Source organism: Hydrogenophaga electricum (assembly GCF_030160815.1).
GTDB lineage: Bacteria > Pseudomonadota > Gammaproteobacteria > Burkholderiales > Burkholderiaceae_C > Hydrogenophaga > Hydrogenophaga electricum.
In genome coordinates, this window is record NZ_BSPB01000004.1 from 161,493 (window position 1) to 178,925 (window position 17,433).

Below are 17,433 nucleotides of genomic sequence, written 5' to 3' on the forward strand. Positions count from 1 at the left end.
CCTTCGGTGGCTGTTGCCAGCAGGTGAGGTGTCAGAGTTGGGGTGGGGCGGAAGACTGGGCGGGCACCGGGGGAACCCGGTACACCTCGATCTCGACGCGGCGGTTGAGGTTTCTGCCTCGCTGGCTGCTGTTGTCGGCCAGGTGATCGCCGATGGGCTGGTGGGTGGTGCGGATGCGTGCGGGGTCCACGCCAGCGGCGACGAGGTAGTCGCGCACGGCGTTGGCCCGGGCCTGTGCGATGCGGCTTTCAACCGACGAGTCGCTGGTGCCGTCAGTGCGCCCCCTCAGCACCACGAGTGGCGCGGTCTTGGCTTCTTCCATCAGAGCCGATGCATCCGCGGTGGGGATCGAGACCCGGGTGCTGTTGAAGCCGAAGTGGACGATGCGAATGCTGTTGGCCTGCGCTTTTTCCTGGATCGAAGCCATCAGTTGCTGGCGTGCGGCCATGTGGACCAGCGTGGCGGTGGTGGTCTCTGCAAGGCGGCTGGATTCGTTGGCCTGGATGCGGGTGTTTTGCAGATCGTTCTTGCACACCTGCAGATCGACGGCCATCTGCGCGTTGGCGGGCCGCTTCTGAGATTCGTCCACGATGGGGGGCTTGGGGGGTGAGCTGCAGGCGCCCAGCATTGCTGGGAACAAGGCAATCAACACGGTGCGCGGGGACAGGGTGGTCATGGCTGTTCCTCCAAGGTTTCGAGCCGGATAGGGTCTGCGGTGCTGACGAAGGACGGCGTGGAAAGTGAGGCTGGGTCGGGCTCGTCGTCGTCGCTCTCAAGGACTTGCTCGATGGACCCGCCTTCACCGACAGCCGCCAGCCCGTCGTCAAAGAAACCGATGCAGGTTTCCGCCAGCTTCTCGGGTGGGCCTTCCATCTGGTCTTGGGTCAGCTTGACGTCGTGATTCAGAACACCGATGTCCATGCCGGTTTGCCCGGGCGGCAGTTCGTCGTCTGCGTAGCGCCAGCGCTGCTGGACTCTGGCGAGGTGCTGGTCCATGTTCATCTGCGGCACCTTGGGTGCCGGCAGCAGGCGAGCTGTGAACGCCTTGTCCTGGAAGTAGCGGATCTTGTCGCCGAGGATGGGTTTGCAGTTTTCGCAAATCACCACAAGCCGGTCTTTGCCCAGTTCCTTGAACTCCTGCGGCATGAGCAGGGCGCGGCGTTGTTCGCTTTCGTTGCGGCTGACGGAGCTGTGGCCGTGACCGATGAACGAGCGGCTGCGCCCCCGGGTGGTGACCCGTTGGGTGAAGTAGCCCAGCATGGCGCTGTACTCGTCGGCGTCCCGCTGTTCGCGTGGGGCGAACAGGATCTGCAGACCGTGGTTGGTGGCGAAGGTGCGGGCTTCCTTGTCGCCGTAGACCGCGTCCAGCTGCGACATGGCCTGCACCACGGTGAGCAGGCGCAGGTTGTAGCCGGCCAGGAAGGCGGCGGAGTGCGTGATGATGCCCACGCGGCCCATGGCGGTGAACTCGTCGTTGACCAGCAGGCACTGGTATTTGAGCGACGGGTCGTGCTCCGGCAACTGCTGGGTGTTGAGGCTGACCAGTTGCGAAAAGAACAGGGTGAGCAGCGGCCGGGCATTGGCCAGCCGGTGCGGTGGGATGCACACATAGACCGACATGCGCTGACGGCGCAGCTGGCTCAGGTCGAAGTCGTCGGCGCTGGTCGCGGCATCGACCACAGCGTCCGCAAAGATCGTCAGTGGCGCGTGGAAGGTAGCCACCACGCTGGAAAGCGTGTTTTCTGAGTTGCACAGCAGGCGTTGCAAGGCATCCACACATTCATCGGTGAACGGCTTGCCGGTTTCCTGGCGTTGTTCGATCAGGGTGTTGAGGTGATCCTTCAACGGTCGGCCTTGTCCCGACGACTGGCGCAGCATTTCGCCGACGGTGCGAGGCAGAGTGGGGGTTTCCAGCAGCAACAAGCCCAGCCCCAGAAACAGGTTGCGGGCCTGGTCGTTGAAGAAGGCTTCAGACGATGTTCCGCTGCCGTCGTTGGGATAGAACACTTGGCCAATGCCCAGCAGATCGCCCACGCGGTGCAAGGGACTGGTGCGGACGGCGGTGAGCGGGTTCCAGCGGTGGCTGCGAGCTTCTTTGTCGAAGGGGGCAAAAGCGTAGACGGCCTGTTGGTATTGAGCCCGGTAGCCAGCCGTGATGGCGTGGTTCTCGCCCTTGATGTCGAGCACGACCACGGAGTCTGGCCAGGTTAGCAGGTTGGGCACCACGACGCCCACACCTTTGCCGCTGCGCGTGGGGGCTGACAACATGACCGAGAGCTGACCGGGCAGGGCGAGAAAACGCCCCTGGAAGCGGCCAATCAGGATGCTGGGGGGAGGCGCTTGTTTGCCGCTCAGCAGCAGACCTGCCTTCTTAGCCTCTGAGATGGTGGCGAACCGGGCATCGCCGTGCAGCGCCCGCCGCGGACGGCTGGTCGAGATCAGGGCCACCGGCAAGAGCACCAGCGTGAGCAGGTAGGCCATGCCAATAGACACCAGCAGCCGCTTGCGCAGCGCGGGTTCGTCGGCGTAAATCAGCCAGTAGTCCACGATGCTGTTCCAGCCGGCCACTCTGGGGTTCGACTTGCTCAGGACCAGAAACAGCACGCCCGACAGGTACAGCGCCGCGACCACCAGCGCAGCGATCCCGACGAGCATGAAAACACCGGCCGCGACCTTACGCGCAGTCGGCCAAGACGCCATGGGAAATGCCAAGGACGCGCTCATGTCGGCGCTCCGTCAAATAGGCCGGCTTGCTCATCGGTTGCGTTGCCAGAGTGCTTGTCGTCGGTGGTGAAACGCTTGCGGCGCGGCTCGTAAGTGATCTCGGAAATGAAGCGACCCCGTTCATCCCGGTTGAACTGCACGATGACATCGATCACGATGCCCAGTAGGCCCTTGATCTCGTCCAGTCGCAGGCCGCCCCCGGCGCCGCTCTCGCGGATCATGAGCGACATCTGCTCCAGCGCCAGAGCACAACTGCCCGCGTGTACGCTGGTGATGCTGCCGGGGTGGCCGGACGCGGCCAGGCGAATGAAGGAGAAACATTCTTCGCCACGCAGTTCGGCCAGGAAGATGCGGTCGGGCTTCATGCGCAGGCAGGCTTCCAGCAGCGACTTGGCCGTCACGCGCGCCGTGCCCTGCGCGTCCTTGCTGTAGAACAGATGCACCACGTTCGGGTGATGAGGGATGGTGAGTTCGGCCGTGTCCTGGATGGTGATCAGCCGCTCATGGAGCGGGACTTCCTCGACGAGTCCCTTCATGAAGGTGGTTTTGCCAGACCCGGTCTTGCCACTGACCACGATGGTCTGGTGCTTCTGCACCGCCAGACGCAGAAACTCCCCATACCGACCGGCCGCTTTCAGCGCGAGCAACTGCTTCTGGAACGGCTGGAGTCCGTCGTCTTCCGCACCCAAGGCAGCGCGTTCGCCGATGCGATCGAACAGACCTTCGCTTTCGAAATCGGTCAGCCGCTTGATCAGGTCGGACGGCTTGCGCACCGTGATCGACACGGTGCCGCGCGTCACCGCAGGCGGGATGACGAACTGGATGCGTTCGCCACTGGGCAGTGTGGCCGACAGCAGGGGGCGTTCCTGGTTGATCTGCTGGTCGCAGTAGGTGGCCACGGCCGTGGCCAGCGAGAGGCAGCGTTCTTGCGTCATGGCCGGCGCTTCCACGCGCTGCCAGCCGTGCACGGTTTCCACCTGCAGTTCACCGGGGCGGTTCACGCACACTTCCAGCACGCCAGGTGCATCCAGCTGTTCGCGCAGTGGGCGCAGGAACTCGACGACCGAGGTCGCATCGCCGCACCAGCCGTCGGGCTGCAGGTCCTCGAAGAGGGACAAGAGGAGGTCTACCTCGGAGTTCATCGTGCCACCGGCTGCAGTGCGTAGACCGACGAGAAGTCCACGTCGCGCGCGACGTAGATGCCGACGATGCCGCCCTGGTTCTGGTAGATCAGGGGCGGGATGTTGATAGTGCTGTCGAGCACCTTTTCGGCCAGCTTGCTGGTGTTTTCTGTGGTGGACGGCAGGACGATGGTGTCCGCCTCGCGGTCCTGCATCTGGTTCTGAATCACCAGCTTGACCGAGTCGTCGATCAAGGAGAGCAGCATGGCCGCGCCGATGCGGTCACCCCAGCGGTTGTCCACGTGGCCGTCCATGCCGGACTCACCGAGCTGACCCGTGCCGGGCGATTCGATGTCCACCGTGACGCCGTTCGGCGTCCGAATGCGTGTCCACAGGACGGGAATGCGGACGGTACCGGGGCGCAGCGAAGCGATCCGATATTCGCCGTCCAGGTGTGAGCCGCGCTCGATAAGCAGTACCCGCCCGTTGTCGCTGTACACATCGCGCTGCACTTGGCAGCCCACCAGGCCCGAGGTGGCGCTGATAACCCGGGTTTTGAGTGCACAGGCGAAGGCCATGCCTTTGGGCAAGGTGAGACTGCGGTCGCCCAGGGTGGAGGCCTTCACGCGTGGTGTGGCGGAGCCCTGCAGCTCGCCACCGAACAGCCCCGCCACGGCCGATCGAAGGTTGGGGTCGTTGTCTGGCGGTTGTGGGGACGCATTGGCTGCAGCGCCCAGACCGGCCGGCAAGGCGTTGCCTTGGGTCAGGTTGTCCAGAAGCCCTTGCAGCCGGCGCTGGTAGTCCTGCAACTGCCTGGACGTGGAGGCTGCAGGGTCGTTGGACGTCTGCGTTGAGTCGGCGCTGTTGCCAGGGATGCCACCCGGGCGGGACGATACCACCAGCACGGGCGCGTCGTCCGGTGACCAGGTCTTGGGTCCGGATGGGGCAGCCGTGCCTGAATGCCTCAAGCTGATGGGGTCGGCCGCCTCTGCAGGGGTAGGCTCCAATGCGGGTACGCGGGGCTTGACCGGCTGGGTCATGTCCAGTTGCCGGGTGCCTGCTCCCGCAGCTGATGGGCGATCCCGCAGCAAGGACTTGTCCTTCTCCGCATCGCCGCTGCCGGCGAAGTAGCGATACCCGTACAGGATGCACATCGCTGTCACCATGAGCACCACCAGGCCGATGACCGAGATGTTCTTCCAGGACAGGTTCAGCGGTTGCCGCCGGGCCACGTTGGGGATGCCCGCTTCGCCCGGCAGGGGACTGATGGTGTTGCCACTCTCCGGTTGCGATGGTGCTTCGCTCGGTTCTGACGAACCTTGAGTGTGCTCGGTCATGGCTTGGCTCCCAGCGTTGAGGGCGACGAAACGGAGGCATCGGACTTCAGAACCCGCTGCACACCGGGCACCGTGGTGGAGCCTTTGGCCGGCGAGCCCTCCAGATCGAAGGCTTCGTTCCAGATGCCCACCACCGCCGATCCGGCACGCAACATCAGGCGGCGGCTCACCCGGTCTACCACCAAGGTGTCGTCTTCCATGCGGACGTTGACCAGGGTTTCGCTGCCGTCACCGAGGACATGGAAGACCGCAGGCACCTCGCGGTTGCCCGGGAAGCGGAGGTAGGTGAAGCGGCCGTCGTCAAAGACCATCGTGGGAACGATGTCCGCCGAGGCCGCACCTTCAGCAAGCGCGTACTGGGTGTTGAGCACGGTGGGCCTGGCCGCCAGGCGCTCCGCCACGATCTGCTGGGCGGTCGGTGGGGGCGGAATCGGGGGCAGGTTGGCCAGTGCGGCCAGTTCCTTCTCTGCTGGGCTGAGCGCAGTCGTCGCGGGCTTGGGTGAGCGGATGGCCAGGCGGTAGACCGGAGGCTGGCGGTCGCCGTCTGACAGGACCACAAATCGCAGCGTGTGCGATCGCCGGTCGGTGATGACCGCGAGGTTGTTGGGCGCATCGGCAGCGCTCTTGGCCTTGACGTACAGGTGGCGCCCGCCCGGCTGGGCGGCGACGCACCATGCGGCATCGGGCTTGCTGCAATCACCACCCTGGCCCACAGCCACTTCGGCGATGACTTCGCCCGGATCGAACTCCACCAGCGTCACCATGCCGCGTTTGACTGGCACCGTGACCACTGCATTGGCGTCGTAGACCACCTCGCGCAAACGAGGGTCGGCTTTGTCGCCGGGCTGTGCCGCAGAGACTTGCAGGGGAGCCAGGGTCAATGGCACCAGCAACAAGGGAAGTACCAGGAGGTTCATGGCTTCACTCCTGTGGTCGGGGTGTTGATCTCGGGATCGGACCGGTAGGCCGTGACCACGAAACCAAAGGGGTTCTCCAACCGGTCCGCCTCTTTGGCCAGCACCTTGGGCTGGTACTGGTAGACCACGCTGGCCACGTGTCGGGTGGTCACGTCCGGCAGGTTGCGGTCGGTCATGTGGACGACCTTGTCGTAGGTGACTGTGGCGTCGCTTTGATTGCCGCTGCGACCCGAGGCGCGCAGCCGCACACCAACGATGTTGATGCGCCACTCTTCGGTGGAGCCCACCTTCTTCTGCAGCGCCCCATCGCCTTCGAACTGCCGGTTGTATTCCGAGAAGACGGCGGGCACCGCCATGCGGGCCACCTGATCAAAGTCCCGTTGCAGGAACATCCAGCTGTAAGCCTCGCGAGAGCGCACGAACATGGCCAGGTTGTGTTTGTCCAGCGCCTCCATGGCGGGAATGGTTTCTTCGCTCAGGCGCTGCTGGATAGTGGTTTCACCGGTCACCCGGTCCACCACGATGGGGATCTCCACCACCTTGCGCAGCGGCCCCTGCACAAAGACCGCAGCGATGCCGATCAGGCCTATCGCCAGACCCGCCGCAGCGGCAGCCCAGGCACGGCGCTCGGAGCGTTCCAGCATCAGGGCGCGGTCAATCTCCCAGTCCCGGTTCGCGTGCAGTGACGGGACTTCCAGCGCTGGAGGTGGCGTTTTCGGCTGTTTCGGCCATGCGGCGGCCTCACCTGACATCAGGATGGCACTCATGGAGGACTCCGGTGGTGTGGTGTTTACGGCAGGAAGTCGGAGACCTTGCCGGTCCGGCCCAGCATCTGGTACTGGCGCTCGCGCTCACGGCTTCGGGCGATGCGCTCCTCGCTGTCGGCCATGCCTTGAAGCATTTGGATCTGCGAAGACTCGTGTGCCAGCAGGGCGTTCTCGGCGCCGATGCGGGCCTGAATCTCCTGCACCGACTTCTGGTCTTCGGTGGCGTTGATCTGGGTCATCAGCGACTGGATCTGCTCCAGACGCATGGCGGCCGACTTCATGGCGTCTTGCAGCAGTCCTTTCTGCTGGTAAGGCTGTGCCAAGGTGGCCTGGCACTCTGTCCGCGCATCGCCGCTGCGGTCCAGGCAGTTGTAGATCATCCCGACATCGCGCAGCACCTTGGCCGTCGCATTGAGCCCGTCATACCCCGAGGTGTTGATCGCGTTGAGGTAGGTGTAGGCCTCGGCCGGGATGTAGTTCTTGAGCAGCGGGTTGTTGAACACATCGCCCAGGTTGCGCATGCCGTTGATGCTGTCGATCTGGGCTTGCAGTTGTCGGATCTGGCGGATCTGGTTGTTGATCTGGGTGATGTCGTTGATCACCTGTTGCACCGCCTGGAACAGGTTGGCGACATCGATCACGGGGATGCCGGTGGCTCGCGCGTGGCTGGCGCCCAGCGAAATCAACACAGCGGCGGCGACCTTGAGGCGGTACTTCATGGTGTGCTCCTTGGCGAGTGGACGATCAGGACCGGCCGCGCAGGGCGGCAAGTCGGTATGCCGCAGACCGTGCGGCTCCGTAGCCCTTTCGGGCCATGTTTCCGGCGTATCGGCCCGTGGCTGCGGCTGCAGCACCGGCCGTAGCGGTGGCGCCGGCACCTGAACGGATCACGCCTCCCTGGCCCGTGCCGGTGGCGGCCGAGCGTGCCGAGGAAGCAGAGCGCAGGCCCGAGACCATCATGGCGTTCTGGATCATTTGCACGCCTTGCTGGATGGCGGCGCCACCGGTCAGGGCCGAGGCAAGGCTGGGCGCCTGGAAGCAGAGGATGGCCATGAGGATCATGAGCACGCAGTAGCGCGTGGCCTCGCCCAGCACGTTGAAGGTGCTCCCGAGGAAGCCACCACCGTCGTTGATGGCCTTGAACATCGCGGCGCCCATGTAGGCGCTCAGGCCCAGCGCGAAGAAGGCGAACCAGGTGAGCACCACCGCGTTCAGCAACATGGACAACCAGCTGTCGAAGAAGCGCGCAGTAGGACGCCAGGCCAGGCACAGGATGAACAGTGGCCCGATGGCAATCACGAAGGTCAGGAACAGTTTGGCCAGCGTGACAACGAAGAGTGCGATGCAGAGGAAGAAGACCGTGCCGATGGAGAAAATGCCGCCGGCCAGCAGCAGATCAAGCCGGAGCACGCTGGCCTCTTTCATGATGTCGGCCACCTGGGCGCTGGCGTCGTCGTTGAACTTGTCGAGCAGGGCGTAGGGCGAGCTGATGGTGGCCGGGTCCACACCCGAAGGCAGAAAGGTGCTGGCCACGCCCATGGCCAGACCATTGGCCGTGTCCGACACGTTGCTGATGTAGAAGCCCGACTGCAGGGCAAAGGCCAGCACCAGCCCGATCTTGAAAACCTTCCAGACGAAGGTGGGCACGGTTTCGGACACCTCGTTGCGCAGCACCGCCCAGCCGTAGAGCGCCACCCACACCGTCATCGCCGACAGCGCGATCGGCGTGATCGCTGACATGAGCGACGACACCACGCCGAGCACGTAAGTGCTCAGAATCGCGTCGAAGTTGGAACCGACCCAGGCGAACATGGCATCGCTCCTTTATTGCACCGCCGGGTAGGGCAGGTTGGTCGGTGGCGACGCAAAGACCTTGACGCATTTGCTGCCCAGGTCGGGGTACTGGCACTGCAGCCACTGGCCTCCAGCCTTCACCACCCAGATGCGCGATAGCTTGGTGGTACCGTAGCTGGAGGCGCGGCAGGTACCTTCGCGCGCATAGACCTCGGTGCATTCCATCAGCCCGTCGCGTGTCTCCACCATGTGCCAGGGGCCGGCGTGACAGCCCGCGTGCGCCATGCAGGGTTTGGACTTGAGGATGGGGCCGGCGCTGGGCAGTGGCGCCAGCTCGACAATGCGTTCACCGCTGGTCGAGGTGCGAACCGCCTCGTTGCCTTTGACGGTCTGGGCACTGGTGTTCGCGCTGCCTATGGCGATGGGCAGCAGGACAAGCATGAGGTGAAACCGGTTCATGTCGCTCTCCTGGAGTTGCGGGATTTGCGATCCTGAACCTCGCGCAGCAGCACCGGAAGCCACAGCAACGGATCGTTACCGTGTTGTTCGCGAACGGTGTCGAGCAGGGCAACGTTGTCGGTGGTGGCCGACAGAACGGTCACGAAGTCCTGCAAGCCGCTGAGGTCCAGCTCGCAGATGGCGCTGCTGTGCCCCTGTTTGACCAGAAAGCGTCTGCCGCCTTGCGCGCCCAGGCTGCGCACGATGCCGAACTCGGCCTCGCTGAGCCCGAAACCTTCGACGTATTCCTCGCGCACCGCTTCCGGGTTGGCCAGGAAAATCTTGGTCACGCTCTGTTCGACCATCGTGCGGCCAATGGGATGGCGCAGCACGTCGGACGGGCTCTGGGTGTCGAAGATGCCCAGACCGTTCTGCTTGCGGATGGTCTTCTGCTTCTGTTTGGCGAAGTCGCTGAAGATGTCGTGGTCCAGTGCTTTCCAGAACTCCGAGATCACGTAGATCAGCCGCTCGCCATTGACCAGTTCTTCCATCACCTGGAGCAGGTACAGCATCACCGGCGTCCGGACCTCGGGCAGGTCCAGGAACTCGGTGGTGTCAAAAGCGATGACCGAGGCTGACTGCAGGTCCATCAGCTGGTCGTTCGCCTGGTCGAACACCCAGCCCAGTGCGCCACCCTCGCACCAGCGGCCCAGACGTTCATACAAGCTGTTCTCGCCGGACTTCGGCAGGTTCTGGCGGATGGTCGAGAAGCGGCGCAAGGCGGTCGGCATCATCGCCACCGTTTTCACGGCATCGGCGATGGCGCGCTCGTCGGCCGGCAGCAGGGGCAGGGCGGGTGTCGCGATGCAGGTGCGCACCAGCTGTTCCCAGAACTGGATGCGGGCCGGCGTGGGGTCGCGCTGCAGCGGGTTCAGATGCGTGGGCTTGCCGGCTTCGAGTGTGAAGTAGCGACCATTCATGGCCCGGATGGCGATCTCGCAGCCCCGGTCCAGATCGAACAACACCAGGCGGGGCGCCGGGTTCCACTTGCGCGTCAGCGTCAGCAGGAACATCTCCAGCGTGGTTTTGCCGACGCCGGTTGACCCGATGATGATCGTATTGCCGGGCAGCTTCTTGTCGGCGGAATCTTCGCCGTCGGGACTGCTGTGGAAGTTCAGATAGAACGGCTGGCCCGATGGCGTTCTCAGCAGCGCCAAGGCTTCGCCCCAGGGGTTACCGTCGCGTTTGCCACGGGCGAAATTGTGTCCGCTGGCCAGGGCGGCGAAAGCGCGCGAGGACAACTTGGCATCGCGCGGGCGCCACTGCCAGTTGCCCGGCATCTGGGCAAACCAGGCCGCGTCGGCCACCAGGTCCACTGGCGACATCTGCAGGCTCGATGACTCGCCCACGGCGCCGATGGCCTGTGCCGCGCGCCTGCCGGCATCGGCCAGACTGTCTTCACCGGGGTTACCGAACACCACCAGGCTGTAGTGGTACTCGCCCATGCAGAACTGACCATCACCCAGTTCGTTCAGCGCTTCGTCCATGTCCGCGATCTGGCTGGACACGACATCGTCGCTGGCGATCAGCTGGTCGCGCTGCAGCTCCAGGGCGCGAGTGGCCTCGCGGCGCGGCAGGATGGAAAAGCTCTGGGTCTCGATGAACTCGCTGTCTTCGTACAGCAAAGCGTTGAGGATGCCCGGCTCCACTGCGTCGGCGTATTCCTTGATGTCCACCAGGGCCGCGCAGCGCCGCTGATCGCCATTTCTCAGCTCCAGCTTGTCGCCACCAAACGAAAGGCGGGTCGAGGGCAGGGTGCGATGGAGTGGACCAGCCGTGAAAGGCACGGGCTTCCAGTACCCGTTGACCAGGTAGCCCAGAAACTCGGCCACTTCCGAATAGAGGCGACCTCGTTGCTCACGGACACCCAGCAACTGTGGGCCGAAGCCACGCAGCACCCGGTGCACAAATGCCGTTCGCTCTTCCATCACACGCAAGGCTTCCGCGTGTGCCTCTTCGATGGCGGCCTTGGACCGCTGAGGCGACTGCAGTGCCCGGCTGATGCGAGAGGTGTTGGGCCGGTAGAGCAGCGTCAGGTACAGCTCATTGCTCATCATCGCCCGCTGGTTCAGGTGCGCCTGATAGGCCTGTGACAGGTCTTTGGCAAAGCCGTCTTCCGTCGGGTCGGTCAGCGCGTCCTGAATCTTGCGGTGTAGACGGTGAGTCCAGATGGCCCACTGGCCGCCAGAGAGGTTGCGCAGCAGACTGCAGAGCGCTTCGTGCCGTTCTGTGACCAGGTAGTCATCGGCACATTCGAAGGCCACACCGTCGAGCCGCCACACCCTCAGAAAGTCACCACCGCGGGTGATCACGTCGTGGTCGCTGAGCAGCGACGAGAAGGGCACGAACCGCGTCAACGGGTTTTCTGCGAGCGCCTGCGACCAGTGGCGCGGCTGAGGGCCTACCGCTTTGGGGCGGCGCTTCGCGCGGCGTGACCCCTTGCCGAGTCGATCAAAGATGCCAGACATCGGAGGCTCCCCGGAAGAGGGTGGGTGAGTAGCTGCGAGCGCGCCAGAACCGCCCGTTGCGGTCGTGCAGGCGCAGCTTGAGTGCGATGAAGATCTGACGAAACCGCTGGTCGTCGCGGGACGTCACCCAGCGCATCCAGAAGAGGGTGGGCACAAAGGACATCACCACGCCCAGCGCAATCCACCAGCTGACCAGAATGCCGCCCCACATAATCAGCAGCATCCCGCTGCCGAAGAGCACCACGAGTGGCACCAGCGGAATGCCCAGCTTCATGGCCGGGCGGGTTGCGCCCTTGTAGATGGTTTCGGCCTGCATGGCGGGTACCAGCTGAGGTCAGCTGACGATGTAGCTGGCGAAGGCCGCCGCGCCGCCGACTAGGGTGCCGCCGATCAGGATGTTGGCCACGTCGGCCAGCCGGGCGCCCTGAAAGATCATCTTGAAGCCGGCCCAGATGATCGCGATCGTCACCACGGCCACGGAGATCGTCACCAGGATCGCGTTGACGTTGGTGACCGTCGTGTTGACCTTGTCAAAGCCTTGCGCCCACAGCTGGGGAGGCAACAACATAAACAGGCCGAGCGCGCGGACCTGGGCGGGCGAAAGCTTCTGTTGGTTCATGACGACTCCTTTGGGACATGGTTGGGTTGGTGACGGGAAACCGTGCGGGCTGCAGCCATCACCCTCTGGACGTAGCCGTGGCGAAAGCCCGACGAGAAGTTGCCGCTGTAATAGCAAGAGAGCGCCATGCGCAGTGCTGACTGATCTGACCGGGTCGGGTCTTTGCCACCCCTGGCCCGGTCAAAACACTCGGCGAGAACCTCCTGCATGGCGGTCAGGTTCAGGCAGGGGTCAAAGGCGGTGGCGGTGGTCAGGCCCAGTCGGGCGAAGTTGCCGAGGTTGATCTGCCCCAATCCGACGCTGAAGTTGTGTCCGTGGGCCTGCAGCGCCCGCGCTGTGGCGAGGGCTTGTGCATGGTTCTGCGGCTGACGAACGAGTGCACCACCCACGACGCCGATGGCCCAAGGGTTGAATGCACTCTCGACCGACACCAAGGCATGTGCCGTCTGCGGGTGCACATGGGGTGCACAGGCCAGCGCCAGTGTCATGAAAGTGGAAGCGTCCATGTCGAACTCCTCAGGGATGCGAATGGCGCCAAGCCGCCTCTTCGTCGTCGTACCGCGTGTCCCAGGTGCCGAGCTGGGACTTGGCTGCAGGACTGAAGTCGGTCACCGTGTCGCCGGAGAAGTTCCACCAGGTCTTCGTGAACGGCTTGTCGTCAATCGAGACGGAGATGACACCCGTGTAATCACAGCGGTAGAGCGTGGTGTGATCCCGCTCGTAAACGCGGGTGTACTGCGGCGGGCACCGACCGGGTGCCCGTGCCCACGCATGATTCGCCGAGTTGCCCGCACCCGACATGCCGCAGGTGGGGAAGGGCTCCCCATGCGCCAGGTCGCGCAGGACTTGCCGGATCGGTGGAACGCACTGAGGAATTGATTTCCAGCTGGGTGCTGCGAAGCACAGCAACACCAGACAGCCGTCCACGGCATGCGCGGCGCTGGGGGCGAACAGGCCCAGGGATAGCAGAGCTGTGGCTGCCCCCGCCGAGCACAGCTTCTTGACCTTGTCCACCAACAGGGCCGCGCTCCGAAGTGAGGGCGCTTGCCGGTTCCTTGAAGGGATGAAGACCATCTGACACCTCACAGTTTCCGCATCCGCCGGAGGTGAAGGTCACTTCATCTCGCTGGGTGCTGTGAGGTCAATGTAGGTCTGGGAGAGCCGGGTTCTGCTGCTGGATTTGGGCTGTTTTCCAGCGTAGAGGTACGTTTCAGCTTGCGAAGCCAGGTGTCCAAGCGTAGGCGTCTGACCGGACGCGCAGCTGAGGGTCGCACAGCCGCAAAAAAGCCCCAAAGCTGTGTCATTGGTGGTCTCCTTGTGGGGCGATCAGGGCGCCGGCGTGTGGCCGTAGCAGGCCTTCAACTTCGTGTAGTCGTAGTAGTGACTACCGGCGGCGTAGCGGGCTCCGTCGCAATCGGCCTTGAAGTCGGTCTCCTTCTCGTTGAAGAGCATCTTCACGAGAAGCGCACCGCTGGCGTTTCGCACCACATCCCATTGGATGTTTGCTGCCATAGGAGACACGTAGTCGCCGCGCCAGGGGTTGTTTTCGTAGCTGTAGAGGCTCGCCAGTGGCACCTGCGCCAGCACGTTTTTCATGCCGAGCTTCGATGCGAAGGGAATCACGATCTCGGCGTGGGCGAAGCGCAGCTTGGCCACGCGCCCCAACTGCCCTTTCGCGATCGCGTCAACCTGATTGAAGAAGTCGTCTTCCAGGTGTTGGGCCATCTTCCACGTGACGCTCCCCTTCTCCGTGATGCCAGGGCCCATCTTGTAGAAGTCGGAGGCGTCCTGTGTGAAGGCGAAGTACTTGGCATGCTCCAGCGGCATGTAGGGCGTGAAGTCCGTGCCTGCCTCTGCCTTCATCGCCGGAGAGATCACGTAGAGCTCGTAGATGCGTGATGCAGCCTCTGCAGCGCTCGTGATCGGAGTAGCACCGTCACCGGTCAAAGTGTTGGTGAACTTGCCGTCTGCGCTCGTGAACGTGAAGGTGCCGGTATTGGCAAAGCTGTACGCACCTGACTCGATCTTGTCGACGAACGCCTTGGTGAAGAGACGCTCCAACACCGCACGCCCCGCTGTCTTGGCTGCGGGGTCAGCCAAGATCGCTGCTTGTTTGGCCGCCAGGTCGGCGTCCTTCAACCACTTCTGGAAGGCTTGGCTATCTTGGTAGGTCTGGTACAGGGGATCTGCCGCGTTGCTCACCAAATCGGTGGCCGCAACGAGCTTGTGGAAGTAGAGGAGGAAGCGGTCGGTGCCGGCGGGTTGCATGACCGGCGCCGCAACCGGGTAGGGGCCGGGTGCTGCCGGATAGACCAGCAAGTCATTCAGTTTTGGCTGGCTCGCGACCAGGGATTTGACGAAGAACGCGCCGCTGTCGACGGCCCGATCCACGCCCGACGTGACGACTTCGATCTTGCGAGGACTCGTGGCAGCGTCAGCGACGACTTGGTCGAAGAGCGACTTGTTCCGAGCCAGAAGGCGCTTTGCCAACGCAGTGTGCTCATCGATCCCGACTTGGGTCTCGTTTCCATAGCCCGGCGTGGTAATTCCCGAAACGCCGTAGCCAAGTAGGAAGTTGGCCTTCATCAGCTTCAGAACATCGGGACCAAGCTTCAGGCCAAGGTCCGTCAGCGCTCCTTCAGAAGCTGCCTTCAACCACATGTTGTAGACCGCAAGGTCTTCCTTCAGACTGGACAGACCACGCGAGCCATGCCTGGCCATCAGCTCGGTATAAACGGTGCTATAGCCGGCCGGCGGAGCCTCATACGTGGCAGCGTCCTGCTGTGGCGCGTACGGGGTCTTGGTCTGGTAATAGAAGTTGGCCGGCGCGGGGGCTGGTGCACGTGCGGGAGTGTCACCGCCTCCACCGTACGCGGTCAGTCCAAGCATCAGCAGTGCCAGCGTCAAGGCGGCTGGCGGAACGGACCTGCTCAGTTGAATGCTCATCTCCATATCCTTGTCTCCGTGTGAACCGCCCCGGCTTTCGTGGAGGCCGGTTGGTTTAAGTCAGGCCGCCACCATGGAGATCTGACTGGCTAATTGCCGGTAGTAGTTTGCCTCAGCCTCTGCAGGCGGTATGTATCCGATGGGTCCGAGCAGCCTGTGATGGTTGAACCAGGACACCCATTCCAAGGTTGCCAGCTCGACCGATTCACGTGTTGGCCAGGACCGCCGGTGAATCACCTCGGCCTTGTACAGACCGTTGATCGTCTCGGCCAGGGCGTTGTCGTAGCTGTCGCCCTTGCTGCCCACCGAGGGCTCAATGCCCGCCTCTGACAGCCGCTCGCTGTAGCGGATGGAAACGTATTGCACCCCCCTGTCGGATTGGTGGATCAATGCGCCATCGCGCTCGGGTTGCCTGGCATACAGCGCCTGCTCCAGGGCATCCAGAACGAAGTCCGTGTGCACGGAGGTGCTGACCCACCCCACGATGCGCCGGGCGTACACGTCGATCACGAAGGCCACGTACAGCCAGCCTTGCCAGGTTGAAACGTAGGTGAAGTCCGACACCCAGAGCTGGTTGGGCCGCTCGGCCTTGAACTGCCGATTGACCCGATCCAGTGGGCACGGGGCCTTCATGTCGCTGATCGTGGTGCGCACCACCTTGCCACGGCGCACGCCCTGTAAGCCCAGGCGCTTCATCAAGCGTTCGACCGTACAGCGGGCAATGGACAACCCTTCGCGGTTCATCTGTTTCCAGACTTTGTCGGCGCCATAGACCCGCATGTTGGCCTGCCAGACGCGTTCAATGTGCGGCACCAAGGTGTCGTCACGTTGGGCGCGCCGGCAGCGCAGTTGGGGATTGCGTTGATGGGCGGCATGACGCCAATAGCCTGACGGGGCGATCTGCAACACCTTGCAGATCGACTCGACCCCGTAAGCCTGTCGATGCTGATCGACGAAGTTGTTCAGGACTTCAGACGGCGGTCGAGCTCCGCCTGGGCGAAAAACGCGCTGGCCAGCTTCAAGAGGGTCGGCAGGGATTCATGTAAAAAACCGCAGAAACAAGCTTAAGTCCCTGTCCCCGTTGACTTTTTTGACTCTCGCTTGACTGATCGCTGGGCCACTTCATCCGGGTTATTCACCGCCAACCCAAGAGCAGGTGCCGTCGCACTGAATCGCTCCAACATGCTGGCCACGACCTGCTCTTGCGCCGTGACGGATGACCTGGCCGTCGCCAGCGCCAGTTCCAACTGCTGCTTCGCAGTGAGCAGTCCATCGACCTTGGCCTGCAACTGCTCGTTCGTGGTGCTGAGCTGCTGGACGGCCGCATCCTGCTCCACCAGGCGCCGCCCCAACTCCTCGGTGCGCCTTTGTGCAAACCCAAGTTCATCCTTGAGCGGCCGCAGGCCCCGCATTTCTTCCTGGGCCTGGTGCAGATCGCCTTGGGCGCGCGACAAGTCGCCCAGCAGGCGCGCGTTGTCTTTCAGGGCGTGGACGGCCTCCTGTTGCTTGGTGGCCAGGGTCTCGTTCACGGTGCGCACCTCGGCCTGCAGGTACTGCACCTGCTGCTCATGCTTGCGCTGGTCCTGGTCGCGCTGCTCCTTGCTGGATTGCCGGAAATGCTCCAGCGCTTGGCGCGCGTGCTGGTGTTTTTCTTCCAGGGATTGGCGATGGCGCTCTTCGGCCGCAATGCGCTCCTGCAGGTCGAGCACCTGCTGGGCGAACTGCGTGCACTCCAGGGTCTTGCGGCTCAGCGCTTCGCTGGTTTTGCCATGAGCGGTCTTTTCCTCGGCCAAGGTGCGCTGGGTGTGCTCCAGTTGCTGGCGGGTGGATTGCGCCTCGGTTTTCAGGGCCGCGGCCGCTTGCTGGTGCTGTGTGAGTTGCTCGGCGTGCCGGGCCTGCGCCGCAGTGACCCGCTCCTCGGCTTCCTCGTTGACGCGCGCGGCCAGGCGGCCCACCAGATCCTGGATCGCTTCGCTGACCGCCACGCGGGTGCCGGTGGCCCCACCTTCCTCTTCCTCGATCTCCTTCAGGTACCGGTGAATCGTGCTCTTGGAGCCGGTACCCAGCTCTTCGCGCACCGCATCGATGGACGGGTTGCGCCCCGTGGCGCGCAATTTATCGCGTGCGCGCAGCACTTCCGACTTGTAGATTCCGGCTCGGGCCATGGTTCACCTCATTATTTCGTACCGTAGTATGTACCATGATATTACATACTATTAATAAGGCCAAGAGGTTGAGTTTT

At 63.5% G+C, this 17,433-nt stretch carries 16 protein-coding genes, 1 pseudogene and 1 other annotated feature; all 17 genes and pseudogenes read right to left on the reverse strand.

Going from position 1 to position 17,433, the window contains the following annotated elements:
* Positions 1–31: 31 nt before the first annotated feature.
* A complete protein-coding gene (locus QQK43_RS04400) occupies positions 32–676 on the reverse strand; it encodes an OmpA family protein (protein ID WP_079364891.1) in 645 nt (214 codons plus the stop codon).
* Entirely contained in the window at positions 673–2,655 is a 1,983-nt protein-coding gene (locus QQK43_RS04405; RefSeq protein WP_284306826.1) for a type IV secretory system conjugative DNA transfer family protein, read from the reverse strand. Before QQK43_RS04405 ends, QQK43_RS04400 begins: the two co-directional genes overlap by 4 nt.
* 65 nt (positions 2,656–2,720) lie before the next feature.
* Positions 2,721–3,842, reverse strand: coding sequence for a P-type DNA transfer ATPase VirB11 (gene virB11 / locus QQK43_RS04410; RefSeq protein ID WP_284306828.1), 1,122 nt, complete (start codon positions 3,840–3,842; stop codon positions 2,721–2,723).
* A 20-nt stretch (positions 3,843–3,862) separates the two neighbouring features.
* Positions 3,863–5,182, reverse strand: coding sequence for a type IV secretion system protein VirB10 (virB10, locus tag QQK43_RS04415; protein WP_284306830.1), 1,320 nt, complete (start codon positions 5,180–5,182; stop codon positions 3,863–3,865).
* Positions 5,179–6,099 carry a TrbG/VirB9 family P-type conjugative transfer protein gene (locus QQK43_RS04420; protein ID WP_284306831.1) on the reverse strand — a complete coding sequence of 307 codons (921 nt, stop codon included), beginning with the start codon at positions 6,097–6,099 and terminating at the stop codon, positions 5,179–5,181. The genes virB10 and QQK43_RS04420 overlap by 4 nt, the downstream gene beginning before the upstream one ends.
* Positions 6,096–6,866 (reverse strand): VirB8 family type IV secretion system protein, encoded by a 771-nt coding sequence (locus QQK43_RS04425; protein WP_284306832.1) that lies wholly within the window; start codon positions 6,864–6,866, stop codon positions 6,096–6,098. Before QQK43_RS04425 ends, QQK43_RS04420 begins: the two co-directional genes overlap by 4 nt.
* A 23-nt stretch (positions 6,867–6,889) precedes the next feature.
* Complete coding sequence (locus tag QQK43_RS04430; protein WP_284306833.1) at positions 6,890–7,585, reverse strand: TrbJ/VirB5 family protein; 696 nt, start codon at positions 7,583–7,585, stop codon at positions 6,890–6,892.
* Between the two features lie 25 nt (positions 7,586–7,610).
* A complete protein-coding gene (locus tag QQK43_RS04435) occupies positions 7,611–8,678 on the reverse strand; it encodes a TrbL/VirB6 family protein (RefSeq protein WP_079364884.1) in 1,068 nt (355 codons plus the stop codon).
* A 12-nt stretch (positions 8,679–8,690) separates the two neighbouring features.
* Positions 8,691–9,119, reverse strand: a complete 429-nt coding sequence (locus QQK43_RS04440; RefSeq protein ID WP_079364883.1) for a hypothetical protein — start codon at positions 9,117–9,119, stop codon at positions 8,691–8,693.
* Positions 9,116–11,515, reverse strand: a complete 2,400-nt coding sequence (locus QQK43_RS04445) for a VirB4 family type IV secretion/conjugal transfer ATPase (RefSeq protein ID WP_143434175.1) — start codon at positions 11,513–11,515, stop codon at positions 9,116–9,118. The genes QQK43_RS04440 and QQK43_RS04445 overlap by 4 nt, the downstream gene beginning before the upstream one ends.
* A gap of 94 nt (positions 11,516–11,609) precedes the next feature.
* The gene (locus QQK43_RS04450; protein ID WP_079364881.1) at positions 11,610–11,942 is read right to left on the reverse strand and encodes a VirB3 family type IV secretion system protein; all 333 of its coding nucleotides are present in this window, start codon (positions 11,940–11,942) and stop codon (positions 11,610–11,612) included.
* An 18-nt stretch (positions 11,943–11,960) separates the two neighbouring features.
* Complete coding sequence (locus QQK43_RS04455) at positions 11,961–12,245, reverse strand: TrbC/VirB2 family protein (RefSeq protein ID WP_079364880.1); 285 nt, start codon at positions 12,243–12,245, stop codon at positions 11,961–11,963.
* Complete coding sequence (locus QQK43_RS04460) at positions 12,242–12,751, reverse strand: lytic transglycosylase domain-containing protein (RefSeq protein ID WP_079364879.1); 510 nt, start codon at positions 12,749–12,751, stop codon at positions 12,242–12,244. Before QQK43_RS04460 ends, QQK43_RS04455 begins: the two co-directional genes overlap by 4 nt.
* A 10-nt stretch (positions 12,752–12,761) precedes the next feature.
* Positions 12,762–13,259, reverse strand: a complete 498-nt coding sequence (locus QQK43_RS04465) for a hypothetical protein (RefSeq protein ID WP_284306837.1) — start codon at positions 13,257–13,259, stop codon at positions 12,762–12,764.
* Between the two features lie 312 nt (positions 13,260–13,571).
* Positions 13,572–15,191, reverse strand: coding sequence for a histidine phosphatase family protein (locus tag QQK43_RS04470; protein ID WP_284306838.1), 1,620 nt, complete (start codon positions 15,189–15,191; stop codon positions 13,572–13,574).
* Positions 15,192–15,251: 60 nt separating this feature from the next.
* Positions 15,252–16,216 (reverse strand): annotated as a pseudogene (locus QQK43_RS04475) (IS3 family transposase); the annotation flags it as partial.
* Positions 16,083–16,199: a sequence feature (AL1L pseudoknot), on the reverse strand. (Overlaps the previous pseudogene by 117 nt.)
* Before the next feature lie 39 nt (positions 16,217–16,255).
* A complete protein-coding gene (locus QQK43_RS04480; protein ID WP_284306839.1) occupies positions 16,256–17,356 on the reverse strand; it encodes a DNA-binding protein in 1,101 nt (366 codons plus the stop codon).
* Positions 17,357–17,433: the final 77 nt, after the last annotated feature.

What these genes read in the sequence shown, in the direction of transcription:
- QQK43_RS04400 (WP_079364891.1), bottom strand. Translation starts at nt 676, where the DNA reads ATGACCACCCTGTCCCCGCGCACCGTGTTGATTGCCTTGTTCCCAGCA.
- QQK43_RS04405 (WP_284306826.1), bottom strand. Translation starts at nt 2,655, where the DNA reads ATGCTCGTCGGGATCGCTGCGCTGGTGGTCGCGGCGCTGTACCTGTCG.
- virB10 (WP_284306830.1), bottom strand. Translation starts at nt 5,182, where the DNA reads ATGACCGAGCACACTCAAGGTTCGTCAGAACCGAGCGAAGCACCATCG.
- QQK43_RS04420 (WP_284306831.1), bottom strand. Translation starts at nt 6,099, where the DNA reads ATGAACCTCCTGGTACTTCCCTTGTTGCTGGTGCCATTGACCCTGGCT.
- QQK43_RS04425 (WP_284306832.1), bottom strand. Translation starts at nt 6,866, where the DNA reads ATGAGTGCCATCCTGATGTCAGGTGAGGCCGCCGCATGGCCGAAACAG.
- QQK43_RS04430 (WP_284306833.1), bottom strand. Translation starts at nt 7,585, where the DNA reads ATGAAGTACCGCCTCAAGGTCGCCGCCGCTGTGTTGATTTCGCTGGGC.
- QQK43_RS04435 (WP_079364884.1), bottom strand. Translation starts at nt 8,678, where the DNA reads ATGTTCGCCTGGGTCGGTTCCAACTTCGACGCGATTCTGAGCACTTAC.
- QQK43_RS04440 (WP_079364883.1), bottom strand. Translation starts at nt 9,119, where the DNA reads ATGAACCGGTTTCACCTCATGCTTGTCCTGCTGCCCATCGCCATAGGC.
- QQK43_RS04450 (WP_079364881.1), bottom strand. Translation starts at nt 11,942, where the DNA reads ATGCAGGCCGAAACCATCTACAAGGGCGCAACCCGCCCGGCCATGAAG.
- QQK43_RS04455 (WP_079364880.1), bottom strand. Translation starts at nt 12,245, where the DNA reads ATGAACCAACAGAAGCTTTCGCCCGCCCAGGTCCGCGCGCTCGGCCTG.
- QQK43_RS04460 (WP_079364879.1), bottom strand. Translation starts at nt 12,751, where the DNA reads ATGGACGCTTCCACTTTCATGACACTGGCGCTGGCCTGTGCACCCCAT.
- QQK43_RS04470 (WP_284306838.1), bottom strand. Translation starts at nt 15,191, where the DNA reads ATGAGCATTCAACTGAGCAGGTCCGTTCCGCCAGCCGCCTTGACGCTG.
- QQK43_RS04480 (WP_284306839.1), bottom strand. Translation starts at nt 17,356, where the DNA reads ATGGCCCGAGCCGGAATCTACAAGTCGGAAGTGCTGCGCGCACGCGAT.